The 21,829-nt window shown below is 69.2% G+C and carries 27 protein-coding genes; 17 read left to right on the top strand and 10 right to left on the bottom strand.

What is annotated here, in order from left to right; translation table 11 throughout:
• Positions 1-176: 176 nt before the first annotated feature.
• Complete coding sequence (locus SSP08S_RS26460) at positions 177-986, bottom strand: MmyB family transcriptional regulator (protein WP_019070654.1); 810 nt, start codon at positions 984-986, stop codon at positions 177-179.
• Between the two features lie 326 nt (positions 987-1,312).
• Between SSP08S_RS26460 and fabG the strand changes: the two genes are divergently transcribed.
• The 8 genes from fabG (at position 1,313) to SSP08S_RS26425 (ending at position 7,271) form a co-directional block, all read left to right on the top strand.
• Complete coding sequence (gene fabG, locus SSP08S_RS26455) at positions 1,313-2,032, top strand: 3-oxoacyl-ACP reductase FabG (RefSeq protein WP_019070653.1); 720 nt, start codon at positions 1,313-1,315, stop codon at positions 2,030-2,032.
• 648 nt (positions 2,033-2,680) lie between these two features.
• Positions 2,681-2,830 (top strand): hypothetical protein, encoded by a 150-nt coding sequence (locus tag SSP08S_RS61880; protein WP_158697210.1) that lies wholly within the window; start codon positions 2,681-2,683, stop codon positions 2,828-2,830.
• On the top strand, positions 2,827-3,717 hold the full coding sequence (locus SSP08S_RS26450; protein WP_019070652.1) for a helix-turn-helix domain-containing protein: 891 nt from the start codon (positions 2,827-2,829) through the stop codon (positions 3,715-3,717). The genes SSP08S_RS61880 and SSP08S_RS26450 overlap by 4 nt, the downstream gene beginning before the upstream one ends.
• A 2-nt stretch (positions 3,718-3,719) precedes the next feature.
• Positions 3,720-4,418, top strand: a complete 699-nt coding sequence (locus tag SSP08S_RS26445) for a zinc finger domain-containing protein (RefSeq protein ID WP_019070651.1) — start codon at positions 3,720-3,722, stop codon at positions 4,416-4,418.
• A 161-nt stretch (positions 4,419-4,579) separates the two neighbouring features.
• Positions 4,580-5,221, top strand: coding sequence for a WhiB family transcriptional regulator (locus SSP08S_RS26440; RefSeq protein ID WP_019070650.1), 642 nt, complete (start codon positions 4,580-4,582; stop codon positions 5,219-5,221).
• The gene (locus SSP08S_RS58270) at positions 5,218-6,759 is read left to right on the top strand and encodes a DUF2637 domain-containing protein (RefSeq protein WP_078532523.1); all 1,542 of its coding nucleotides are present in this window, start codon (positions 5,218-5,220) and stop codon (positions 6,757-6,759) included. Before SSP08S_RS26440 ends, SSP08S_RS58270 begins: the two co-directional genes overlap by 4 nt.
• On the top strand, positions 6,756-6,947 hold the full coding sequence (locus SSP08S_RS26430; RefSeq protein ID WP_019070649.1) for a hypothetical protein: 192 nt from the start codon (positions 6,756-6,758) through the stop codon (positions 6,945-6,947). Before SSP08S_RS58270 ends, SSP08S_RS26430 begins: the two co-directional genes overlap by 4 nt.
• A gap of 87 nt (positions 6,948-7,034) precedes the next feature.
• Positions 7,035-7,271, top strand: coding sequence for a hypothetical protein (locus SSP08S_RS26425; protein WP_019070648.1), 237 nt, complete (start codon positions 7,035-7,037; stop codon positions 7,269-7,271).
• Positions 7,272-7,408: 137 nt separating this feature from the next.
• Here the strand turns inward: SSP08S_RS26425 and ltrA are convergent, their stop codons facing one another.
• Positions 7,409-9,205 (bottom strand): group II intron reverse transcriptase/maturase, encoded by a 1,797-nt coding sequence (gene ltrA, locus SSP08S_RS55935; protein WP_019070647.1) that lies wholly within the window; start codon positions 9,203-9,205, stop codon positions 7,409-7,411.
• A gap of 570 nt (positions 9,206-9,775) precedes the next feature.
• Between ltrA and SSP08S_RS63600 the strand changes: the two genes are divergently transcribed.
• The 5 genes from SSP08S_RS63600 to SSP08S_RS26395 all read left to right on the top strand — a co-directional run bounded on the left by SSP08S_RS63600 (position 9,776) and on the right by SSP08S_RS26395 (position 14,057).
• Positions 9,776-10,438 (top strand): hypothetical protein, encoded by a 663-nt coding sequence (locus tag SSP08S_RS63600; protein WP_245607956.1) that lies wholly within the window; start codon positions 9,776-9,778, stop codon positions 10,436-10,438.
• Positions 10,435-12,156, top strand: coding sequence for a relaxase/mobilization nuclease domain-containing protein (locus SSP08S_RS26410; RefSeq protein WP_019070645.1), 1,722 nt, complete (start codon positions 10,435-10,437; stop codon positions 12,154-12,156). The genes SSP08S_RS63600 and SSP08S_RS26410 overlap by 4 nt, the downstream gene beginning before the upstream one ends.
• 53 nt (positions 12,157-12,209) lie before the next feature.
• A complete protein-coding gene (locus tag SSP08S_RS26405; protein ID WP_019070644.1) occupies positions 12,210-12,686 on the top strand; it encodes a hypothetical protein in 477 nt (158 codons plus the stop codon).
• A 78-nt stretch (positions 12,687-12,764) separates the two neighbouring features.
• A complete protein-coding gene (locus SSP08S_RS26400) occupies positions 12,765-13,466 on the top strand; it encodes a hypothetical protein (protein WP_019070643.1) in 702 nt (233 codons plus the stop codon).
• Positions 13,467-13,634: 168 nt separating this feature from the next.
• Positions 13,635-14,057 carry an NUDIX domain-containing protein gene (locus tag SSP08S_RS26395; RefSeq protein WP_019070642.1) on the top strand — a complete coding sequence of 141 codons (423 nt, stop codon included), beginning with the start codon at positions 13,635-13,637 and terminating at the stop codon, positions 14,055-14,057.
• Positions 14,058-14,142: 85 nt separating this feature from the next.
• Here SSP08S_RS26395 and SSP08S_RS64235 read toward each other — a convergent pair whose 3' ends face one another.
• Positions 14,143-14,265: a hypothetical protein gene (locus tag SSP08S_RS64235; protein ID WP_281176153.1), complete on the bottom strand. Its 123-nt coding sequence runs from the start codon at positions 14,263-14,265 to the stop codon at positions 14,143-14,145.
• 195 nt (positions 14,266-14,460) lie between these two features.
• Between SSP08S_RS64235 and SSP08S_RS61875 the strand changes: the two genes are divergently transcribed.
• The 4 genes from SSP08S_RS61875 to SSP08S_RS55925 all read left to right on the top strand — a co-directional run bounded on the left by SSP08S_RS61875 (position 14,461) and on the right by SSP08S_RS55925 (position 16,182).
• Positions 14,461-14,637, top strand: a complete 177-nt coding sequence (locus tag SSP08S_RS61875; protein WP_019070640.1) for a hypothetical protein — start codon at positions 14,461-14,463, stop codon at positions 14,635-14,637.
• 2 nt (positions 14,638-14,639) lie between these two features.
• On the top strand, positions 14,640-15,668 hold the full coding sequence (locus tag SSP08S_RS26380; RefSeq protein WP_019070639.1) for a hypothetical protein: 1,029 nt from the start codon (positions 14,640-14,642) through the stop codon (positions 15,666-15,668).
• Positions 15,669-15,732: 64 nt separating this feature from the next.
• Positions 15,733-15,891 carry a DUF8825 domain-containing protein gene (locus tag SSP08S_RS62575; RefSeq protein WP_019070638.1) on the top strand — a complete coding sequence of 53 codons (159 nt, stop codon included), beginning with the start codon at positions 15,733-15,735 and terminating at the stop codon, positions 15,889-15,891.
• A gap of 36 nt (positions 15,892-15,927) precedes the next feature.
• The gene (locus tag SSP08S_RS55925) at positions 15,928-16,182 is read left to right on the top strand and encodes a LexA family protein (protein ID WP_369407101.1); all 255 of its coding nucleotides are present in this window, start codon (positions 15,928-15,930) and stop codon (positions 16,180-16,182) included.
• Between the two features lie 30 nt (positions 16,183-16,212).
• On the opposite strand, the gene SSP08S_RS26365 is transcribed toward SSP08S_RS55925, so the two are convergent.
• The 7 genes from SSP08S_RS26365 to SSP08S_RS26330 form a co-directional block, all read right to left on the bottom strand.
• Entirely contained in the window at positions 16,213-16,659 is a 447-nt protein-coding gene (locus SSP08S_RS26365) for a hypothetical protein (protein ID WP_158697209.1), read from the bottom strand.
• A 563-nt stretch (positions 16,660-17,222) separates the two neighbouring features.
• Positions 17,223-18,206 (bottom strand): DUF6884 domain-containing protein, encoded by a 984-nt coding sequence (locus tag SSP08S_RS26355; RefSeq protein WP_019070634.1) that lies wholly within the window; start codon positions 18,204-18,206, stop codon positions 17,223-17,225.
• A 5-nt stretch (positions 18,207-18,211) separates the two neighbouring features.
• Positions 18,212-19,033, bottom strand: coding sequence for an SPDY domain-containing protein (locus SSP08S_RS26350; protein WP_019070633.1), 822 nt, complete (start codon positions 19,031-19,033; stop codon positions 18,212-18,214).
• 15 nt (positions 19,034-19,048) lie between these two features.
• Positions 19,049-19,339, bottom strand: a complete 291-nt coding sequence (locus SSP08S_RS26345; RefSeq protein WP_026178841.1) for a hypothetical protein — start codon at positions 19,337-19,339, stop codon at positions 19,049-19,051.
• 106 nt (positions 19,340-19,445) lie between these two features.
• Positions 19,446-19,799, bottom strand: a complete 354-nt coding sequence (locus SSP08S_RS26340; protein ID WP_026178840.1) for an SPDY domain-containing protein — start codon at positions 19,797-19,799, stop codon at positions 19,446-19,448.
• Positions 19,800-20,062: 263 nt separating this feature from the next.
• Positions 20,063-21,190: a hypothetical protein gene (locus tag SSP08S_RS26335; protein ID WP_019070630.1), complete on the bottom strand. Its 1,128-nt coding sequence runs from the start codon at positions 21,188-21,190 to the stop codon at positions 20,063-20,065.
• A gap of 348 nt (positions 21,191-21,538) precedes the next feature.
• A complete protein-coding gene (locus tag SSP08S_RS26330) occupies positions 21,539-21,826 on the bottom strand; it encodes a hypothetical protein (RefSeq protein ID WP_019070629.1) in 288 nt (95 codons plus the stop codon).
• Positions 21,827-21,829: the final 3 nt, after the last annotated feature.

Below are 21,829 nucleotides of genomic sequence, written 5' to 3'. Positions count from 1 at the left end.
GATCAGACTGATTCCCCGTCATTTTCCTTCGACAGGAGTGTCTTTCGATCAGATTCAGGACGGAGTTGACGGCTTTCTGACGTGAGACGTATGCGACCCGCCGCGAGCGAGGTGCGCGATGTTCCGTGGCCGCCAATCAGTATTCCGGCAAGAATCAAGCCCATGGAGCGCGATACCTAGTTGCTCGATACGGCCTCCGCGGGCGTGACGACCATGAGGCGGTACGAGGGAAGTTCGTCGGGTGTTCCCGCGATGAAGCGGATGGAGAATTCCTGCCCCCCGCGGCCCGCCAGGTAGAGGCGGCGCGGCTGTTCCGATGTGGGGTGGGTGATGGCGGGAAGGTCGGGAGCATCCCAGAGCTTGCGTGCAGCCGGGTCCGCCCTCACGGTTTCGATCACGGCCCGCAGACGGTCGTCGGTGCGCCACTGCTCTGCGTGCACACGCAACTGGGCCGTCATGGGCTTGGCCCACTCCTCTTCCCAGTTGACGAGCTGAGTGCGCGCCTCGGGCCAAGTGAGGGCCCATTCCATGACGTTGAGGCCGTACTGCATCCACGGGAAGAGTTCCAGGGTCTTGGCGTTGTAGGCCAGAACGTCCCAGCGGTGATCATTGAGGTAGACGGCCCAGGTACGGCTCTCCTCAACAAAGGCGCGGAACGCATCAGGGAGCAGAGGTCCGAGGTCACTGACGGGGGCCACCGCGGGGGCACGACCGCGGATGACGCGGTACACGATCTCCCACTCTTCGTCAGTCAGATCGAGGACCCTGCGCACGGCGTGCAGGAACGCGTCGCTGAAGTTGCCGGGGCGCCCGCCCTCCAGACTGCCGTACCAGTAGCGGCTGACGCCAACCAGGTGGGCCGTCTGGAGCTGCGTGATCCCGGCGGCCCGGGGCGTCCCGAAAGCCGCCTCAAAGCCGGGGATGTCCGATCCGTTACGGCGTGCCCGCGCTTGCTTGAGAATGCGCGTGATGATCAGGGTCTGCATACCACTCCTTTGATAACGGTCACATAACAACATGCACTGAGACCCAGATCACATTACCGGCGAATTCGCGAGCCCCCGCCTTGGCCGGCCATTCAGCACATCACGGCCCGCATTCAAGGGAGTTGACGCCATACACCCCGTCCAGCATTTGGAACGCAAAGCACCATCGCCCGGCAGTGGAAAGTGTCAGTTTCCACTCCCAGGATAAGCACAACCTTTGCGTTCCTTTGAATCCCACAGTGACGCCCTACTGTCACTGGCACCGCCGCGGCGAGGAGATCTTCGCTACGGCCTACTGGTCCAGCTGACTCGTGTAAGGGATCTTCATGTCGCGCTCTGTTCTGGTCACCGGCGGAAACCGTGGAATCGGGCACGCCGCGGTCCGCGCATTCGCCCACCGCGGCGACTCCGTCGCCTTCACCTACCGCACAGGCGGCATCGATCCCGACCTCGCTTTCCTCGGCGCCATGCCGGTGCACTGCGACATCACCGACCCCGAACAGGTCGAGAGCGCCTTCAAGGAGGTCGAGGCCGACCAGGGTCCGGTCGAGGTTCTGGTAGTCAACGCCGGCATCGCCCGGGACAACTTGCTGCCGTTCATGTCGGAAGAGGACTTCGCCGCAGTTCTGGACACCAACCTCACAGCCTCCTACCGGCTCGCCAAACGGGCTGTGCGCGGCATGCTGAAGGCCAAGCGCGGCCGGATCATCCTGGTGTCCTCGGCTGTCGCACTCAAGGGCGAGGCTGGCCAGACCAACTACGCGGCTTCGAAGGCGGGCCTGATCGGCTTCGGTCGCTCGCTGGCCAGGGAGATCGGCTCGCGCGGGATCACCGTGAACATCGTGGCTCCGGGTTTGACCGACACGGCCATGGCCGCAGCGCTACCCAAGGAGCGCGTCGAGAAGATCATCAGTGACGTCCCGCTGCGCCGCATCGGGAACCCGGAGGAGATCGCCGCGGCCATCGCCTTCCTGGCCAGTGAGGACGCCGCCTACATCACCGGCGCCGTGGTACCGGTCGACGGCGGCATCTCCATGGGGCACTGACCCTCCTCGCCCCGAGCACCGCCGGCGTCGCCGTACGACCTCCCCGCCAGCGCGGACCCAAGGCGCGAAGAGGTACTCACCGTGCCTCGACGGAGGGAGTTCTGTCGCACGTGCCGCCCGCCAGAAAGGCGAGGGCCACGTCCGGCAATTCATCGTGGTCGAGTGGCCCCCCTGAGGCCCGCGCTTCGACCGTAGGGCTTCGGGGCGTCGAGGCGGCATGCGGCCGGCGCATTGAACCGGCGGCGATTCCCTGGCTCCTGCCTGCCGGCAAAGCCGCCCGGAGGCAGTGCCATGGCCCGCCTCTGCGCCGATCGACGACTACCGAAACGTCTTCATGCAGCACGCTCTGCAACTACTACAGAGGTTTAGAACCAACTCTGGATCTTGAAGCGGGTCCGTGCGTATGTTCGTCGTCCCCCTGGGGGCACCGCGCCCAGCACCACGAACGCGAGGAGCACATCACGTAGCGCCCCACCGGCACCGCTCTCCATACAGCGGCGGCGTCCGAGAGCTGTAACTCCCGGACGCCGGACGCCGGACGGCACACCCGCCTCGGCCAGAGGCCGTTGCGGAGATACCCACCTTCACCACGCTGATCCCTTTGCACGGGGTACGTCAGCGTGGCAGTACTGCAAAGGGGATTCTTGCATGCCTCCTGCCCCGCGCAAAAAGGCCGACCGCCCGGCCTGCGCGGCAGCCACCTCCGCCTCGGTGCTCTCCCTCACCGTGGCGAAGCACGCTCCGACCGCAGTCTCGGCGCACCGCAGGTCGGCCTTCCCCTACGGGAGCGGCCGATGAGCAGCGATGCCCGCGAGTGGGTGTGGGAACACAGCACGGGCAAGGGAGCAGCCCGCCTGGTCCTGCTGTCGATCGCCGACCGGGTGGCCGACGAGCAGTGCGTCTCCTGGGCCTCGCTCTCCAGCCTGGCCACGCGCACGAACGCGTCCGTCTCCACGGTGCGCGAAGCCATCGATCGCCTGGTCCACGCCGGTGAGCTGGAGCAGCTCGACGACCTCACCGGCCCGCAGCGCAGCACGGTCTACCGCCTCCCTCTCGCCGCCAAGGCTCTGGCAGCGAGGGCTGAGGACGAGGAGGGCTCCGCGGAGATGTCGGAGGCGGTGTCCGACGCCGCCCCGGCACTCCGGATCTCGGCCCTGCGCCGGTGCGGAATCCGCCCGCGTGAGGTACCGGAATCCCCTGCGAAGGTTCGGAAACCGGCAGTACCGGAAACCGGCAGGTCCCGACGGAAACAGGCACCTCGACGTACCGGAAACCGGCACAGCGATGTACCGGAAACCGGCACACAGAACCGTAGTGAACCTGATTTGAACCGTAGGTACAGCAGTGGTGGTGCCGCCGTCACCTCGGCTGCCGAGTGGCAGGTCGACCCAGCCACCCACACCTGGGCCCGCCAGCAGGGACACCTCGACCGCCTCGGCGAACAGGGCCTGCAAGCCGCCGACACGAAGTGGCGTGCCCACCGCGCCGGTCTCAAGCCGAGGCCGGCGGAAGCCTGGGCTGCCGACTGGCGCTCCTGGATCGCCCGAGAGCACGCCCCCCACCGCCCGAACCTCTACGCCGTCCCCGGCCAAAGCCCCAAGGCGCGGGGCGGCATGACCCGGGCCGAAGCCCATACCGCGGCCCTGCGTGCCGCCCTCGACGAGCCGACCGGAACGGAGGGCTGACCGTGGACCGCCGCGAAACCGCCGCCCTGCTGGCCTACATCGGCCGACTCGACCCCCGCACCATCCGCACCGACCAAGGCGAGGTGCGCGACCAGCTCGCCCAGTGGCACGAGCTGCTGGACGACGTGCCGATGGCAACGCCGCACGGCTGGGACGCACGCATCGCCGCCCGCCAGCACATCCGCACCTCGCCCTACCAGATCCTGCCCGCGGACGTCGTCCGCCCGTGGGAGAGCTACCGGCGAAACCGCCTGGCCCGGCACTCGGACCCGACGCCGTCCGTCGACCCGGACGACCCGGCGGCCTGGACCGCCGAGCTGGTCGGCATGCGCCGCGCCGTCGCGGCAGGCATCGCGGAGCCCGCGCAGGCACGGGCTATCACCAGCGGTCGCGACGGGACCGACCCGAGGCTGGAGGCGATGCTGGGTGAGGTCGGCTCGTGCATACCGCCAGCTGCCCGGGCCGCCCTCGCGCCCTACCGTCCCGCCCGGGCAGCGCGCGAGGCGGCCATCGCCCAGGGCCGGCCCGACGCCCTGAGCGTGCGCTGCGAGTGGTGCAAGGCCCAGCCCGGCGAACCGTGTCGTCGCCGCCGGATCGGTCCCGACGACGGGGTACGCGGTACCGCCCCGCGCGCCACCCCACACCCCGGCCGCCTCGACCTCGCCGCCGCCCTGCAGGCCCAGCAGCCCGCCATGGCCTGACCGGCGCATCCGGCGCGTGCATCCCGTCCGACGCACCGCCCCCCCATGTCACTGTCCCGCCCCGGCTGCGGCGCGCCCCCTCGCGCCGCAGCCGGCACCCGACGCCGCGCCCGGCATGCACCGCCCCGGGCGGGCGACGCGGCAGCACATCGGAGATCGTCTTGCGCCACATCACCACCCACGACGCGCCAGCAACCGGCCTGCGCGGCATCGGGGACACCAGCTGGCACACCCGCGGGGCGTGCTACGGCATGGATGTCGAGGATGCCGAAGCCGTGTTCTTCCCCGGCCCTCGGGACCACGAAGAGATCGCGGAGGCGAAGGAGCTGTGCGGCTGGTGCCCGGTACGCCGCGACTGCCTCGACTTCGCCCTGGAGAACGTCCTCAAGGAGGGCATCTGGGGTGGCCTCACCGAAGTCGAACGGCGCCCCTGGCACGACGGACTCCCCCAGCGCCTCGACTACCGGCGCGTGATCGCCTTCTTCCAGGGTCGCGACGTGCATCTGACCGAGGCCGAGCGGCAGATCGTCGTCGATCACGCCTACGTGCGCGGCTGGCGGCCCGCCCGGCTCGCCGCCGCGCTGCAGATCAGCCACAAGCACGCCCGTGACCTGCTCCGGCAGGCGGCCAACAAGGTGTTCGACCGCGACCGCACCTACGGCGTGCCCAGGCCCAAGAAGAAGCGGAAGAAGACTACCCCGGCCTCAGGCAGCCCCGCGCCCACGGCACCCGGCACCCAGCAGCCGGCAGTCCGCCCGGCAGCGTCGACTCCGGCGCCCGCCCCTCTCGGAAAGGCCGCATGACCCACCTTGCCGCCGCGCACACCGCTCCGGCCGTTGCCGAACGGAGTGTGGCCCCCACTCTTCTCGGCGTCCCTCCCTCCGCGGAAGGCTCCAAGCGGGGCCCCACCACGGCCCAGCGAGCTCTCATCGTCACTGGGGCCACGCTGGTCGCTGTCGTTGCCATGGCCGCGAGTGCCACCACCCTCTCCGACCTCGGTCGCGCCGTGGGCTGGGGCGAAATTCTCGCGTGGTCACTTCCGGTGAGCGTCGATGTCCTTGCGCTCGTCGCCGGCGTCGCCTGGCTCGCGGGAGGCGCCGGCCAGGCCCTCGGCCGCGTCCTGACCCTCATCACGGTCGGCGTGTCCGTCCTGCTGAACTCCATCGGCCACCTGGTGTCGACCAGGCACCTGGAGGCCAGCTCCTACCTGGTGATCGGGGTGTCGGCCGTTCCACCGCTCGCCGCGGCCCTCGCCGTCCACCTCGGTGCCACGGTCAACGCGGACCGCCCCGACGCCCTCGCCCCCCGGCCCTTCGACACCATCGAGGCCGTCCCCTCGAAGCGGACCGTCATGGACCCGGGGCACCGCAGCGACAACACTCGCGGTCCGGCAGACCAAGCCGATCCGGATCCTGCGTGCCGTAGCGCCGTCGGGGACCGGCGGACCGTACCGGACCACCCTCAGACCACGGGCCAGCCGACGCGGTCCGCGGCTCCCGGCCTCCGCGCTGGCACTCCGGACCAGCGGACTGGCATCGCGGCGGAACGCACGGACCAGTCTGCGGACCAGGACGGGGACGCTCCCGGCAGTGGTCGGCAGGGGACGGACCGCGACCCGCGGACCACGGACCAGGCGGGCGAAGCCGCCCCCGCGGACCACCACCCTGATACCCCGGTCAGGCGGACCACCACCAGCCCGCACCACGCGGACCGGGACGCCGGTCCTGGTCCGCAATCGGCCGACTCCGTCGAGCGGACCAGGAAACCCGCAGGCCAGTCGGCAGACCAGGCATCACCTCCGACGGACCACGAGCGGACAGACCACTCCGGCGGTCCGGACGAGGAGACCCGTCCCGCCGCCCCGGACCGGGGCGGCCCTGCCGACCAGATGCAGGTGCTGGACCACCCGTCAGCGTCGGACCAGGACCCGCAGACCGCAGACCCGGCGGCGGACTCCGTGCCCGCGGACCAGGCCCCCGCCCCTGAACACCGGCGGACCGGAATCGCAGCGGACCAGCCCGCAGACCCGGACGAGGAAGGCGGCGAGGGCGATCCCACCGGTGGTCCGCACAGCGCCCGGACCACCGGGGACCACGACACCGCGCCCGCCGCACACCCGGACCCCGCGGACCATGACGGCGAGGTCCCGTGGGAAGTGAAGGTCGCCTTCGCCCGCCAGGCCGCCCTCGAAACGGGTCAGATGACCCGCCGAGCCATCACGACACGCCTGCGCGATCACGGCATCGCGGTCAGCAACGAGCACTTCAGTGACATCCAGAACCACTTGTACGCGGACCCGGCTCTCGCGCACCTGCCCCGCTCTCCCAGGAGGCCCCGATGAGGACCTGCCACCAGTTCGACAAGGTCCGTGAGGAATACGAGCGGGAGATCGGCTACCTGCTCGCCCACTCCCAGCGGCACGAGGGCAGGCCGTCGGCGAAGTCCAGTGCGAAACAGGCCACCTCGACGAAAAAGCGGATGGCCCGCGCCCTCAACAGCCACATCGGACGCTGCCCCGAGTGCGGCTGAACCGACAAAACACCAGCTCAACGCCCCTATCCCTCAAAGGGTGGTCCGGCATCCTGCCGGGCCACCGCCCTGCTTAAGAGGTACGCCGTGATTCCGCTTCCTCCTCGCCCGTCCGAGCCCACGGCCGCCGAGGCCAGCGCCTGGGCGGACGTTCTGGTCCGCCGGCGACTCCTGCACGCCGCCGTCCTCGCGCCGACTGGCCAGTGGCTCGTCCAGGACCGGCCCCACGGTCCCGTCCGCGTCCTCATGGGACCGGCCGACGTCCTCGCCCTGGCCGCGACCATCCAGCACCACACCCGCACCACGAGGCCCGAGATCCGATGACGAACCCCACCCAGAACGGCACCACCCCGGAACCCGCTCCCGACTCCAACTCGGTCTCGGGGCGGTCGGGTAGCCGGGGGCCATCTCTGGTCCCCGGCCCCCTCAGAACCGGACGTGCGACTTTCACCGCATCCGGCTCAAGCAAGCCGCGAGGGCTCTGCTGGACGGCAACTTACGTTCCGATTTCCGTCGTCTGCATGATACGAACGGTGACAATCGGCATGAACGAGGCGGAGGTTGGTCCGTCTATCCGTGCCGCCGCTGCTGCGGTAGGCGAAGTGATGCTTGTTCAGCATCTTCTTCGTCGCGGCGAACCAGTCAATCCATTCCCGCAGATTGTCCGGCTCGTATTCCGCTCCTTCGATCAGCGCCCGCCCGCAGAGAGGGCACAGGCCCTTCTGCCGGGCCGCCAGGACCAGACTCGTCTTGTCCATCGGCGGTGGCGCTGTGCTGCGGCGACGCTTCTGCCAGTAATCCGTCAAGGCCGGATCATCCGGGGATGCCGCGCCTTTGACGGGGTGATGCATTACATGGCGTGTCCAAGCGAACTTCTGGACGTAGGCGCCACTCGCGTGGTCGCCGAACACCCAGTTGTCGCGCCTGGTCTTGTTGAACCTGCCGAAATAGTGGCGTTTTATCCACAGCCCCGAACGGTTCTCGTGACCGCGTTTCACCCACTTGTAGAGCAGCTTGAACATGTAAGCGTCCATCGAGCAGAACACTTGATGCGACGCCGCACTGCGGTAATACGCCGTCCAACCCCTCACAAGCGGGTTGAACTTCACAATGACCGCTTGGGCAGGCGCACCCCGCAAGGTCCGCATATCCGTCCGCAGCCGTTTCCGCAGCGCGTTGCAAGCCGCCTTACTCGGCCTGATGTTCAGCTTGTCGCCGTGCCGCTGGATCGTGAAACCCAGGAAGTCGAACCCCTCATCGAGGTGAACGACCTTCGTCTTCGCCTCGTTGAAGCGCAGACCTCGCGGCGCCAGCCAGACACCCAGTTCCTCCTTGACCCGGTATGCCTCCTCCTCGTCGTGGCAGAGCACCACGAAGTCGTCGGCATAGCGGACCAGCACGGGCACACCGGCGGACGCGTGATGAGCACGCGTCCGATACCCGTCGGCGCGGAATCCCGCTGCCTGTTCCATCCCGTGCAGCGCAATGTTCAGCAGCAAAGGGCTGATGACGCCGCCTTGTGGAGTGCCCTCCACACTCGGCGCCCATCTCCCGGCATCCATCACGCCCGCCCGCAGCCAACCCCGGACGAGGTCCCTGGCGGGGAACTGCCCGAGCATGGCCGTCAGATGATCGTGACTGATGCGGTCGAAGGCCCCTTCCAGATCCGCATCCAACGCCCAACGACGCCTCGCTCGCGAGCCGCGCGCCGTCTGCAAGATGGAAGCGATGGCATCCTGGCAGCTACGACCGGGACGAAATCCATAGGATCGCGACTCGAACCGCGCCTCCCACTCCGGTTCCAGCGCGTTCTTCACGCGTGCCTGGAGCACCCGGTCACGAATGACCGGGATCCCGAGTGGGCGCTGCTTGCCGTTGGCCTTGGGGATGTAGACCCGCCTGACCGGCTGGGCCCTCCACGGAGCGGACGATCGGTGGCACTCTGCCACCAACCTCGCCCTCGCCGCTGGGGTGAGGGCTGTCTCCCCGTCGATACCCGCCGTCTTGCGGCCCTGGCTCTGCTGGGTCACCCGCTTCACGCTCACCAGCGTGTTGCTGCGGCTTCTCAGCATGAGCTTCTGCAAATTGCGGACCTTCTTCAGGTCCCCGTGCTGCGTCGCCTTGAAGATCCGCTGCCTCAGCCGCCGTACGTCGCGCTCACATCTGGCCCAGTGGATCCCGTGCCAGTCGGAGGCCCCGCCCTCGGGTCCGTTCCCCTCGGGCGGGCGGGTGGCTGCAGCCGCCCTGATGGTGCCCATGTCCGCCTCCGGTATCTAACTTGTCCGTCGGTTCCGGTCGCCTTGCCTTGGTGCTCCAAAGGCTCACCTGGTCCACGTGGGCGCCCTTTCGGGCCGGGCCACACGGGCCCGTATCCGGCGGGTTATGGCGGGCAGCGGGCGGAGAGTGCCGCCGCCCGGTTTTCCCCTGGCCTTTCGGCCGACCGGCCTTGGCTTCTTGGACCATCCTGTTCCTGCCGGGGACTTGGGCCTCCCTTGCGGTCGGCTTACCGGAACTACTTCCGGACCCCGTCAGGGTTTCCGTGTTCCGCATTTCGAAGACGCGACTGGGGTGGGCGCCCCCTCTACCCCGTGGCCGGCGGTGTCTCACTTCCGGTGTTGCTTGCACCGGAAGCCGCTGGCGCCTTGCAGCGCCGGGCCCTGCCCCGCTGAGAGCAAGCCATCCGCGGGGGTTCCATATACCGAGGCATTAACCAGGGGTTCACACGTGTTCGCCCGTCCAGTCTTCCCCTCGCCTGTGGCCTCTCGATGGCCGAGACGCCCTTGGGCTTGAAAGCTCAGCTTCACACCCCGCCGTTACCAGCGACGCATGTGAGCGCGGGGACGAATCCAGACACTGATTCGGAGGAAATTCCTTTGTCAGAACCTCTCCACGAAATCCACCTCACTTCGGAAAATGCGACCTCACGTCGCACAGCAAGTTGGGGCGGAAGCGTAGCTTCCGCCAACCCCGCCCCCGAGGGGGACGGGGAGGACCTGCACCGGGGGGCGCAGGTCCAGGAGGCTTCGACCGAGGGCGGATCGAAGCCGGGACAGGAGGAGAAGCCAACCGAGCGCCGCAGCCGCCGTGAGCGCGCTGCCCGCGCTCGTCAGCGTCCGCGTCAGCCGCGCGCCACGAAACGCCTGCACCAGCCCAACACCCGTTTCAACGAAGAGGAGTTCACGCTGATCACGTCCGCTGCCGCCCGATGCAGCCTGTCCGTCGCCGGGTTCCTCGCCCGCGCCGCGCTCGCCGCAGCCCGTGACCTCGACCGTACGAGCGCCGAGATCGCCGACGAACGCGAAGTGATCACAGCGCTGTTCGACAGCCGCCGCAAGCTCGGCTGGGCCGGCAGCAACCTCAACCAGGCTGTGAAGGCCCTCAACTCCGGTGCGGAAGCACCCCAGTTGGAAGCGGCGATCGACGCGGTCCACCGTGCGGCCGAGAGCGTCCGCGACGCCTCCGCCCGCCTGATCGACCGGCGTGCCGCGTGATCCCCAGCGTCAACAACACCGGATCGAAGACCTTCGGTCTCCTCAAATACCTCTACGACACCGGTAAGTACGAGGACCACACCGACCCCCATCTCGTCGCCTCCTTCGACGGCATGTCCCCCGACCCCAGCCGCCACCCAAACGCCACCCTCAAAGATCTCCAGCAGCTCCTGGACCAGCCCGTGATGGCCCTGCCGAAGCACGCCCGCCCGGCCAAGCACGTCTGGCACACCTCCGTACGCGCAACCGCGGACGACCGGATCCTGTCCGACGAGGAATGGGGTGAGATCGCCCGGCGGATCGTGGCCGCTACCGGCATCGATCCCGGCGACGGGCAGCCCGGCTGCCGCTGGGCCGCCGTACGCCACGCTGACGATCACATCCACATCGTGGCCACCCTGGTGTGCGAGGACGGCACCCGACCCGACGACTTCCGCTCCGGCAAACGCGCCCAGGCCGAATGTCGCCTCATCGAGAAGGAACTCGGCCTCCACCAGGTCACCCCCGGCGACGGCACCGCCGCCCAGCGGCCCACCAGCGCCGAACGCTACAAGGCCGAGCGCCAGGGCCGCGACCGCACCGCGCGGGAGGAACTGCGCGAGAGCGTACGGCGGGCGGTGGCCGGTGCGACGGGCGAGGAGGAGTTCTTCGACCGGCTGGCCGCCGCCGGCCTGTTGATCCGCAAGCGGTTCGCGCCCTCCGGGGACCTGCTCGGCTACAAGGTCGCGCTGCCCGACGACCGCAACAAGGACGGCGAGCCCGTCTTCTACCCCGGGGCGCGCCTGGCACCGGACCTGTCCCTGCCCCGGATCCGGGAGCGCTGGTCCGCCGGCCACCACGACCAGGACGTCGTACCCGCCGGTCCGAAGGACCGTACGGCGCCGGGCGGACCGTCTGTAGCCCGTCGGCGTACGGCCGCAGCGGCGTGGCAGGCCGTGCTCGTCATCGAGGACGGCGACGACGCGGTCGCCGCCGCCCACATCGCCTCCGCAGGTGAGGTCCTGGACGCCCTGGCCAAGACGTCCGCCGCCCACACCCGGGCCCAACTGCGCGAGGCCGCCTTCGTGTTCGAGCGTGCGTCCCGTTCCCATGTCCGGGCCGTACGCGGGCACGACCGGGCGCTGCGCCGGGCTGCCCGTGACCTCGTCCGCGGCGGCCCCGCCCTCGGCCGGGGCGAGGACGGCGCGACGACCGCGATGGCGATCGACATGCTGTTCTTCCTCATCACCGCCGCCGCCCACTGGCACGCGAAGAAGGGCCACGCCCAGCAGGCCGCCGCCGCACGCCAGGCCGCTGAACATCTGCGTGCCGCCTACCAGTTGGCCGCCGCCCAGCCGCTCGGCGCCCTCTACCAGCGCGGCCGGCACCTTGGGCGGCCACTCATCCAGCGACAGACCACGGTCCTGCGCGAGGCACTGCCTGAGCTGGCGGAACAGATCCTCGCCGAGCCCGGCTGGTACGCGCTCGCCGCCACCCTCACCGATGCCGAAACCGCCGGCCACGATCCCGCCGGCCTCCTGGCCGACGCCGCCGCAGGGCGGGAACTGGGCACGGCCGAGTCCGTCAGCGACGTCCTGGTCTGGCGCCTGCGCCGGGCCGCGGGCCTGCCCGCCGACACCAGCACCATGGGCAGCGGCGCCCCTCAGTCGGATGAGTCCGCACACCGTACGGGGCGGCAGGCATCACGGAGGTCCGGGTCCCGGCGCGGGCGGAGGTGACTGTGGAGTTTGTGAATTGAAGCAGGCCGGGACGTGGGGCACGATCATGACAGGTGCTGGACGAGACGAAGGAGAACACCGGATTGTTTGAGCGGATACGCCGCCGTCGCGGAGCGGACACCGAAGAATTGCGCCGTGTCCACGAGCAGATGTGGGCGGGTCTGGAGAGCTGGGTGCCGCCCGAGGCGGAACGGATCCGGGCCGCGATCGCGGCGGAGGAGACGGCCGCGGCGGTGGACGACTTCCTTCCCCCGGATCTGCGGGTTGCGAGCCACGATCAGCTCGGCGGGCGGATGATGCCCTGGCCCCAGCCGCTCGTCATCGACGGCGAGATGGCCGCGTGCGCGACCTGCGGGGCATACCGGGACTGGCTCGTCCTCTCGACCCGCGACCAGATCTGGTTGCGTTGCCGGGCCGGCCATCAGCAGCACGAGACGCGGCTCGACACCGCCTGGTACAACCGGCACGCCCGACCGGCGGACGCGACGCACGCCACGTTCGAGGACTGCCTGCGCCACCTCGGGCACTGACCCCCACTCCTTCGACCCCACCGGGCCTGCGGGCCCGTACTGACCACCCGTCGCCCAGCACCAAGGGGTCAGTTCCGCATGCGCGTTCGCGTCACCACCACCGCCCTCGGCCTCGTCGCCGCCACCGCCCTCGGCCTGTACGCCTGCTCCACCGACACCAGCGAGCCGAAGCCGACCACCCCGTCCTCCGCCCGCACCGGGACACCGACGGGCGCCGACACGGCGACCGCCACCCCGCTGTCGTCGGCCGCCCTGGCCACCCGGCTGCTCGGCGAGCAGGATCTCGGCAGCGGCTACACCCCAAAGCCGGCAAGCGCCTCCGCCCAGCACGACGACGTGACCGTCCTGGGCTGCCCCGCCCTCAACGACCTGGGTGGCGACGCGGTCACCGGAGGATCGCTCGACTTCCCCCACCGCGCGAAGGCCGCCTTCGTCTACGCCAACAGCAACAACTCGGAGATCACCGAGGAGCTGTACAGCGACACCGCCGCGAAACTGTCCACCGGCACAGACCGGATCTTCGACGCCATGGTGTCCTGCCCGAGCTACCAGGTACTGGCGGGCAGCACGCTCATCGACATACAGGTTCAGGAGATCCCGGTGCCCCGCCTCGGGGACGAGCAGTGGAGCCAGCTGCTCACCTACAGCACCGGTGGACAGCGCACCATCGTCAAGCAGACAGCAGTCCGTACAGGCACGATCCTGGTGATCGTCTCTGGGGCACTGGCCCTCGTCGACGCCCACATATCCAGCGCCGTACGCACGGCGCGGGGCCGCTGAACCGGGAGCCTGCCCACCCGCCCGGTCCTGCCCCAGCCAGTTGGGGCAGGACCGAGGGTTCGGCGTCCGGCTGCCGCATGTCCCTCACACTCCTATGGTGCGGACCACGGTCGAGCGCGGTGCACAGCCGGGCGCCGACAGGACGCCGTCGTACGAGGAAGGGCCAACATGCCGAACCGTCAGGTAAAGGCCCGCGGATGCTTCGCGTTCGTCACCACCCCGCGTCGGGAGGTTCTCCTCCAACTGCGTGATGACAAACCCGACATCGCATGGCCAGGGCACTGGTCGATGCCCGGCGGCGGGCCTGAGGCCGGAGAGACGCCGCGCGAGACGATCCTGCGCGAACTGCGGGAGGAGACTCGCATCGTCCCGGACGTGATTGAGGAGGTCGCGGTCACCGCGTACGAGAAGGACAAGACCCCACCCCACGTGTTCGTCACGCTCTGGGAGGGGGCGGAGAACGAGCTGGTACTCGGCGAAGGCCAGGACCTGCGTCTGTTCCCACTCAACGCTCTTCCAGAGCCGATGCCGCCCCACGTCCGTCACTACATCGAGCAGCTCGCCCAACGCCCGAACTCGCCAAATCCTTAGGCGGTTCCCTCGAACGAGCTGCGTCTGCGGCCCGCGACCGCGCGTTCCGCGATTTCGGCGGGGCGCTCGAAGTGGCCCGCGCGTTCTACCTCGGCGCCCGCGCGGACAGCCCGGACCCCTCCGTGACAACCGGCTCGTGCGCGGACTGTCCGGCCCCGGCCAGGGCGCGGACCTGACGGACCAGCAGCGGCACGACGGCGGCAAGCATGATCACCAGGGCGCCGCCCGCGAGGGTGGTCCGGACGCCGACCGTGCGGGAGAGCGGGCCCGCCGCGAGGTTTCCCCCATTTCACCGGGCGGGGTGTGGCGAGATAGGGGTGCAGGCCGATCCCGGGGTCCCGGAGGTGCGCGTCTGCCCTGCCGGGATGCCCGGCAGGAGGCCGTCAGGGAAGGAAACCAGCCGATGAACCCCGACCCGCTCGCGCCCAGAGGAGGCGACCGGCCCCCTCTGTCCGCGCTGATCCTGGCGGTGGCCGCCGCGGTTCTGGCCGCGCAGAGCGAGGCGTGGGCGAGCGCGCTGGGAACGGCGGCCACCGTCTACACCGTCCTCGCAGACGGCAACCAGAACCGCAGGAGCTGACCATGGCCCGAACGAAACCCTCCGCCCTCGAACTCGCGATGGTCGCCGCCGTCAGGGAGTACGGATTCACTGTCAGTCCCACCCAGTTGGAACGCTGGCGTACCCAACTGTGGCTGCCCCGGACCGCGGAGTGGACCGACCCCCAGACGGGCGCGCTCCGTCCCGAGATCGTGCACCGGGCCGCCGCCCTGGCGGGAATCTCCAAGACCGGTCGCAAGATCAGTTGGTTCGGATGGGCCTTCTGGGCGATCGACGCCACTCCCGAAAGCACAGCACGGCTGCGGGCGGCGGTGGCCGATGCCTTCGAGCGACCGTTTAAGGGGGCCGGGATCGACTTCGGCCAGATCCCCCAGGGCGATTCCGACGAGGCGTTCGAGGCCCGCCAGGAGATGGCGGCCCGGATGCTCAAGGACCGGCGCAGCCCCCGCCGGGACTTCGACGGGACCTTGCGTGCCGGCGCGGCCGGCGCCGAATTCGACCTTCCGCCGACCGGGTCGGTGTCCAAAATCTTCCACCCGGCCCTGATGGGCCCGGGCGTCCGGCTGATGATCGGCGGCGCCCAGGACGTCGGGTTCGACGAGATGGCGGAAGCGTGGGAGGCCGCCAAACCCGGCAACCCGGAGATGATCGAGCACATCCGTGCCGCCCAGCGCGAGGCCGCCCTCGCCGGTGAAGACCTGTTCGCACAGTCCCCCCTCGCGGGCGGTCTGCCCGGTCTGATCCGCGCCGTCCAGGAGGCCGACGGTGAGCGGCTGCGCACGGCGGTACTCGCCTGCACCAAGGCGACCATGGCTCTGAGCATGCTCCTGGCGCACGCAGTGAACGAGCCCGAGATCCTGCGGACCCTGATGGCGCACGAGATGTGGGACCAGTGGGTCCGCGTCGGCTACGCCCCGGTTCCCGGGGTCGGCGGCGAGGTCGCGGTTGTCATGAGTGTCGTCCAGCATCTCCTCACGCCCGGATGGGCCGAAGACCTGGAGCGCTACCAGACCCTCATGGACACACTCCTGGCCCAGCCCGCCCCCGTGTGACCGCCGCCGGGCCCGTCGGTCGTGGGTCTGACCTCCAAATTCGAACACGTGTTTCACTCGTCGCATGGTGCAGCACACGACGTTTCCGCGCGATTTGATCCAGACCCAGCGCCAGCGGACCCGCACATACGCGGCCCTGGAGCGCCGACCCCTCGAAACCACGGCGCTGCGCCAGCAGTTGCAGCGACTCGACAACCGGATCTCCAATCACCCGTTCTGGTAGACGGCGGCCGGGCGCTCGCCGTCGGCCAGAGTCGCGCTGCGCGACCTGGTCCGGGAGACCGAGGCGACCGAGGAGCTCCTCTCGGAGCAGCAGCGGCGCATCCTGACGCGCATCAGGAAATGGGCCGCCGAGCACGACGGCGAGACGCACTCGGTGTGGGAGATCGGCCGGAGCGTGGGGCTGGCCAGTACCAGCAGCATCGCGTACCAGCTCGGGCAGATGGAACAGCTCGGCGTCCTCGACCGCAGCCTCAGCCGCGGCCCGGGCAAAGGAATCGCACTGCCCTGGTGACCGGCACGGGACCTGCCGCCCGCGGGCCGGTCAGTCCTCGTCCGACGCTGCCGTGTCGGCGAACGCGGTCAGGTCCTCACCGAGACCGGGGCCCGTCCGTACAGACCCCCTCGCCGTCCGGGCCGGAGACCCGTCGGTGCGCTCCAGCGTGATCGTGGCATCGAGCACGGGCCCCTCGTCCGAGGTCGGCTTGCGGTGCAGCTTCGACTTGAGGCCGCTCAGCCCGCTCCTGACGTACGGCGCGGCCTTCACGGCGGCGGCGCCCACCACGAGGCCGACCGTAAGGCTTGCGGCCGCGATCACCTTGATCGCGTGGGCAGCCGGGTAGAGGTCGGCATGGGTGACGAGCGCGTTGTCGTCGTCGAACACGAGTCCGCGGTTCCCCTCGGAAGCGCGCGACTGCGAAAGACGTGTCCCGGACGGAAACTCGACCCACATCAGTTTGCGGTCCATTCCGGACATGTCGTCAGAGGCCATGGCGCAACTGTAGTGATCGCCGCCGGTACCGGGGCGGGGATTCGCGAGACCCGATGCCCGGTCCAGGCGTGCCGTCCCGGCCGGACAGCCCGTTGATCCCGGCGTGAGCTCACCCCACCCCCACCGGCCGCGCCTCGCCGCGCTCCCGCCCGTCTGCCACCTGTGCGGGCATCCCGCCGACCAGGGACAACCTGTCGTGCTGCACCCGGCTGCGACGTCTCACGTCGACGCGCTGGAGATCCTCAGGGGATGCCGCCCCTGATTGGCCCGGCGCGTCAACGAGTTAGAGCTTTGACCAGCGGGGACATCTGACGTCCAAGCGAGAGCCAGGCTGAACAACGACGTGAGCCGTCGCAGTGGAGACGCGGCCGACGAACACCGAGCGGCGCGGGCAGGTCTACCTGCTGAAAGTGCGGCCGGTCAGAAAGGTCACTGGGCGCTCCGACGGGCGAGGGCATGGCATTCCTACGTTCCCTTGGCCCAACTGGCCTATCTGAAAGACAAGTTGGTGCACGACGCGGGAGCAGAGCGCTTCCTGGATCTCGGCGGCCCCGGGCCCGAAGTCAGCGGGCGAGGCGCTTCTCGTGGAGGGCCGAGGCCCTCTTCCACCACGCATCGCGAAGGGCCGAGTCCTGGCGGGCCTGCCTGCACTGCCCTCGGTGTGCGCCCATTCCGCCGACGAGCGGGGCCAGGAGATGGGGCACCGAGGGGGCGAGTAGAGCGGCGTAGTCGCGTCCGCCGAGGAAGATGACGTCCGCGTCGAACAGGCCGAGCCCTGCGGTGTGGCCGCTCATCTTCTCCGCGGTGATCGCCTTCTCGTCCCCGAGCGTCACGTCGTACGGGTGCAAAGGGCGATCGAGCGGCACGAGCCCGTGGAGAGCAGACGCGACGAAAATGAGTGCCTGGTCGGTCAGAGCGTCGGCCGCCCGGCGCAAAGACTGGTGGTACTGGCCCGTGTACAGCTTCCCGGCAGGCCAGCCGTTGCGCCGTTCCTCGGGCACCGGCCGCTTCTCGGCCCCGCACGCGATGATCACCACCTTGCGGCGGTGGACATCGATATTGCCGCGCAGCCGGGCGTACTCACGGCCGGCTGCGGTGAGGTACATGGGCCCGCCCGTCTGCTCCCAGGTACAAGGCTCCCTGTGGAAGGGCGCGGGGTGGCTGTCGGCGTATCCGGCACGGTGGACTGCGGCCAGCGTGCGCTCGTTGAACCAGGGCTCCCCCTTCGCGTACACCCGGTCGTCGCGTCCGGCGACGAGCTGGTCGGGACGTGCCGCGGCGGTCAGCACCGCCTCGTGCTGCTTGACGGGCAGTTTCGTCGGGACCCTCGAATGGACGAGCTGAGCCGTCCGGTCGGGGTTCCGCTGGCGCCACTCGTCCAGGGCCGCCCTGCCGGCCTCGGTCATCCGCTGCGTGCCGCCGTCGGGGCCGTGGCGCGCGACCAGGCCGTCGGCCTCCAATCGGGCCATCGCAGCGGCATGACCGGACACGATGCCGTTGTCGTTGCCGTCGAGGATGCGCGCGCCGGTGGAGCTGAGCGGAGACATAGTGCTCAGCTGGCCGGCGCGCGGAGAAGCCGGTCCCGCGTGCTCTCAGGCAGCACGCGGCGCAGGACCGGGGCGGAGGAGCTGAGGGAGCCGGCGAACGTGGCGACGAGGTCGTACGGCACGCTGCTGCTGAACGTCGCCGCCCACAGGCAGCGCGCGCCGAACACCGGCTCCGCCCACGCCTGCCATCCGACCGGGCCCGCCTCGTCCACACCGGCTATCAGCGGGAGCGGGGTGGCGTCCTGGATGAGGGCCGGCACCTCGCCGAGGGTGATGTACGAGGTGAACGTCGGGTCCATCGCTGCTGCATCGGGCCGGTCGACGTCACGCAGCCAGCCGTGCGCGGTGACAGCGTCAAGGACCGGCTCGGGTCCACCGCCGTGCTCAGCGGGCAGATCGCGGGCATCGAGCGCGAAGAGGAAGTCGACGATGACCTCCCCGGGGACGTCGGGGGTGAAGTAGGCGGACCACTGGGCGAGCGGGCTGTCTGTGTCCGCTCGGGCGGATATATGCCAGGCGACCGGCAGCTCCCCCAGGTAGAACGGCTCGTCCGCGAGGACCCACTGGGCCCAGCGCAGGGTGTCCGGGCTGAGGTGCAGGACGGTGGAGCGCAGGACCTGCCGGTCCTCGGGCGCCTCGTCCGGCTCCCGCCGTCCGCGCAGGATCGTCAGGCTCGTCCAGCCGAGGCCGGTGAGCGTGTCTGCGACGGTGTCGTAGAGCCGTCCGTCGTCACCCGCCAGGTGACGGGGACCGACCCAGTACGCGCCCTGGGCCTTGTTCGGGGTGGAGCGGTCGAACGGGGAGTCGGAATACAGGGGCGCCTCCAACGGCTTGTGGGAGCTTTACGCTCCGCGAGCGGTACGGCGGGGACGGCGCGGGGGCGCCTGGACGGAGCCCTGCCAGGCCAGCAGGACGGCGACCTCGGGCGGCAGATGGCCCAGCTGGGTGTCCGCGTCCCGGCCCTCCGCGAGGTAGACGACCAACTGTCCAGTCCAGTCCGTGGCCGCCACCACCTGCATGAGGCGGTGCTCCATCGGGGAGAACGGGTTCATCGCCTGGCGCACCGGCGCACTGCGATCGAAAGCGGACAAGTGGTCGATGAGATCGCCGACGGTCATCTCCGGACAGGACACGGACAGCCTCCTTGGATGAGGGAACATGGCGGAAGGGGTGTGGGCCGTGGAACGCCAGTGAGCTGAGAGCGCCCTCCCCCGCAGGATCTCGGCTCACGGCGCCGGGTCATACGCGCCGGGAGGTCTCCAGAACGCACGCCACGGCCGCGGCAACGACCATGGCTGGCGTCTCCACGTCGAAGGAGATGCCGTACCCACGCACCTTCGCGGTACCGGTGACGGCGATCTTCCATCCCTCGCCGTCGGTCCCGGGGCGGCCGAGCGGAAACCAGCCGAGGTAGAAACGGCCGTCCTTCGAGCTGACGTGCACGTCCCCCCGGTCGTCCACGACCAGATGGAAGTCCTCGGCGGTGAACTGGTCCATGACGAGCGTGGGCTCGCCCGGACCAAGCTGCCACTCACGCCGGCGCAGGGCCTCGACGGTAGTGGAGAATCCGGGGCTCACAGGAGCCACGGTCACGAGCAATCACCTTCCTGACCTGCTGTTTTCCCAGAAGGTGATCTACGTTGACATGCCGGCGCACGCCTTGGCCAGTCCTTCGCGGGTCTTTCCTGTCTGCCCCCGGCGAACTGCTGTCCTTCGACAGCGAAGTTAGTCGTGTGCGGCTCGCTGACCTGGGTCGACAGGTTTGGATGTCAACGAGTCTGCTCGTTCTGGCTGCGTAGGTAAGAGCATGCAAACCGTGTCGAAGACAGTGCGACGTTAGGGCATGTGATCGATGGTCAGAAGAACGTCGTCAGCTCGACGCGCTTGTCCTCCGGGTTGAACCGGAGTCCGATCGTGAAGGTCTGGTATCGGCCGTCCTCCACTTCGACGTCGACCAGCGCCGTGTAGAGCAGGTTCCCGTACTTATCGAGGCGCAGGTTGTATAGGTACCCCTGCGCCACCAAGTTGCTGACCGCGGCCTCCAAGGCGGGCTGATCCAGATGGAGCAGGCCGGCCTGCTCCACGGAGTCTCGGTGCTTGCCGTCTTGGAGGTACCCGTACCGGCCCGGGGTCATCCAGATGTCGGGTGACTCCAGTCGCGCGGCGTCAGGGCTGAGCGTGGCGAGCGCGGCGTGGTTGTCCTCGCGATTCTGGCCGGTGAGGTGGCTGTTGATGCGGTAGCCGAGGAACGGCAGGAACAGCATGTCGATCACTGCTGTGGGCGTGAAGCCGAGTGCTTCAAATGGCAGCCCTGCGCTGTTTGGCTCTTCGTCGACGTACACGCCTTCCAGGATCCTGTCGCCCACGCGAAGGCCGGAGTTCATAAGGGACAGACCGAGGTACGCCTTCAGGGTGCTGCGGCCGGTGCAGTCGGCGTACCCGAAGCAGGCGGGGTGCTCAGCAGCAGTCGAGGTAAGCGTGTCGGCCTGTGCCTTGGACAGGTTGGTGACGTACACGCAGTACACCAGCTCCGAGTAGGTGACTCTGTACGGCCGGTGGTAGACGACGGTCTCCTCCATGGCCGCCTGCACCTTTTCGGCGGGGATGCGAAGGAGGTCGCCGCGTAGGATCGAGTTGACCGGGACGCTCTTATTTGGCCGGGGGAGACCCGCGACCCACGCCTCCGCCACGTCTATGGCGTAGAGGCCGTTGGAGCGCTTGGAGTCGAAAAGGAGGGCGACCTCCTTGCGGCGGTGATCGGGCACGAGCGCCCTGGCAAGGCCGCTGTAGGCGATGCCCAGCTTGTCGAGGGCCCGGCTGAGGTGGAGGTGGTCGGCGCGCATCCTCCGGTGGTACGCCTCGTCGGTCAGGTTGAAGCTGTTCCGCATCGCAGCGAGGAGGAGGTTGTCGTGGGTCGTGACCGAGTGGATGTTGAACGGTCCGGCCAGCAGCTCATCCCACGTCGTCGCGCTGTCGGCGGCCATGCTTGCCTCCTTGTATCAGGGCCTTCGCATGCTGGGCGAACCAGAGGCTATGCGCCCGTGTACGAGCGCGACCACTGATTTCGGCGGTGCTCATCCCCCACGGCTAGATCGCTGTCAGAGAAGCCGAAACGGCTAGGTTCGCTGTCAAGCGCCTCGATTGGATGGCAAAGGACAACTGCGATGCGCCCGCTGCTGCGGGATCGCCCATACACGGCCACCTGTCACGCCTGGTAGCCGATCGGTCGTTGAGCTGCCTGGCCTTCCAGTTGCCTCAGGAAGGGGGTGCGTACCGCGGGCGCTCGCCGTGTCACGCTTCGGCGCCATCAACTCGCCGAAGCGCAAATGTGGTCAGGGCGCCGATTCTCCGGCGGGGTAGAAGCCGGTGATGCGATAGCGGAACTGGTTGTGCCAGACGCTGAACCCCATGGCCCAGCGCTCGGCCAGCTCATCCACGACGATCAGTGCCGGGTGGGCATCGGGAGTGGGCCGGTACAGAGTTATGGCCACGGGAACCGGGCATTCGCCGAACGCCGAGTCGGCGTGGAAGGCCCTGGCAGTCAGCATGCGGTCCACGAGTCCACTGGTCGCGTGGTATTCGGCCGGCACCTGCTGGAGGAGACCGTCCAGCTCGATCACCAC

Source organism: Streptomyces hokutonensis, assembly GCF_000376565.1.
Classification (GTDB): domain Bacteria; phylum Actinomycetota; class Actinomycetes; order Streptomycetales; family Streptomycetaceae; genus Streptomyces; species Streptomyces hokutonensis.
This window is presented reverse-complemented; position numbering and strand designations above follow the sequence as displayed.

What these genes read in the sequence shown, in the direction of transcription:
- SSP08S_RS26395 (WP_019070642.1), top strand. Translation starts at nt 13,635, where the DNA reads ATGCCGAACCGTCAGGTAAAGGCCCGCGGATGCTTCGCGTTCGTCACC.
- ltrA (WP_019070647.1), bottom strand. Translation starts at nt 9,205, where the DNA reads ATGGGCACCATCAGGGCGGCTGCAGCCACCCGCCCGCCCGAGGGGAAC.
- SSP08S_RS26355 (WP_019070634.1), bottom strand. Translation starts at nt 18,206, where the DNA reads ATGTCTCCGCTCAGCTCCACCGGCGCGCGCATCCTCGACGGCAACGAC.
- SSP08S_RS26335 (WP_019070630.1), bottom strand. Translation starts at nt 21,190, where the DNA reads ATGGCCGCCGACAGCGCGACGACGTGGGATGAGCTGCTGGCCGGACCG.
- SSP08S_RS64235 (WP_281176153.1), bottom strand. Translation starts at nt 14,265, where the DNA reads ATGCTTGCCGCCGTCGTGCCGCTGCTGGTCCGTCAGGTCCGCGCCCTG.
- SSP08S_RS58270 (WP_078532523.1), top strand. Translation starts at nt 5,218, where the DNA reads ATGACCCACCTTGCCGCCGCGCACACCGCTCCGGCCGTTGCCGAACGG.
- fabG (WP_019070653.1), top strand. Translation starts at nt 1,313, where the DNA reads ATGTCGCGCTCTGTTCTGGTCACCGGCGGAAACCGTGGAATCGGGCAC.
- SSP08S_RS61880 (WP_158697210.1), top strand. Translation starts at nt 2,681, where the DNA reads ATGCCTCCTGCCCCGCGCAAAAAGGCCGACCGCCCGGCCTGCGCGGCA.
- SSP08S_RS26365 (WP_158697209.1), bottom strand. Translation starts at nt 16,659, where the DNA reads ATGGCCTCTGACGACATGTCCGGAATGGACCGCAAACTGATGTGGGTC.
- SSP08S_RS26400 (WP_019070643.1), top strand. Translation starts at nt 12,765, where the DNA reads ATGCGCGTTCGCGTCACCACCACCGCCCTCGGCCTCGTCGCCGCCACC.
- SSP08S_RS62575 (WP_019070638.1), top strand. Translation starts at nt 15,733, where the DNA reads ATGGTGCAGCACACGACGTTTCCGCGCGATTTGATCCAGACCCAGCGC.
- SSP08S_RS26450 (WP_019070652.1), top strand. Translation starts at nt 2,827, where the DNA reads ATGAGCAGCGATGCCCGCGAGTGGGTGTGGGAACACAGCACGGGCAAG.
- SSP08S_RS26460 (WP_019070654.1), bottom strand. Translation starts at nt 986, where the DNA reads ATGCAGACCCTGATCATCACGCGCATTCTCAAGCAAGCGCGGGCACGC.
- SSP08S_RS61875 (WP_019070640.1), top strand. Translation starts at nt 14,461, where the DNA reads ATGAACCCCGACCCGCTCGCGCCCAGAGGAGGCGACCGGCCCCCTCTG.
- SSP08S_RS26430 (WP_019070649.1), top strand. Translation starts at nt 6,756, where the DNA reads ATGAGGACCTGCCACCAGTTCGACAAGGTCCGTGAGGAATACGAGCGG.
- SSP08S_RS26380 (WP_019070639.1), top strand. Translation starts at nt 14,640, where the DNA reads ATGGCCCGAACGAAACCCTCCGCCCTCGAACTCGCGATGGTCGCCGCC.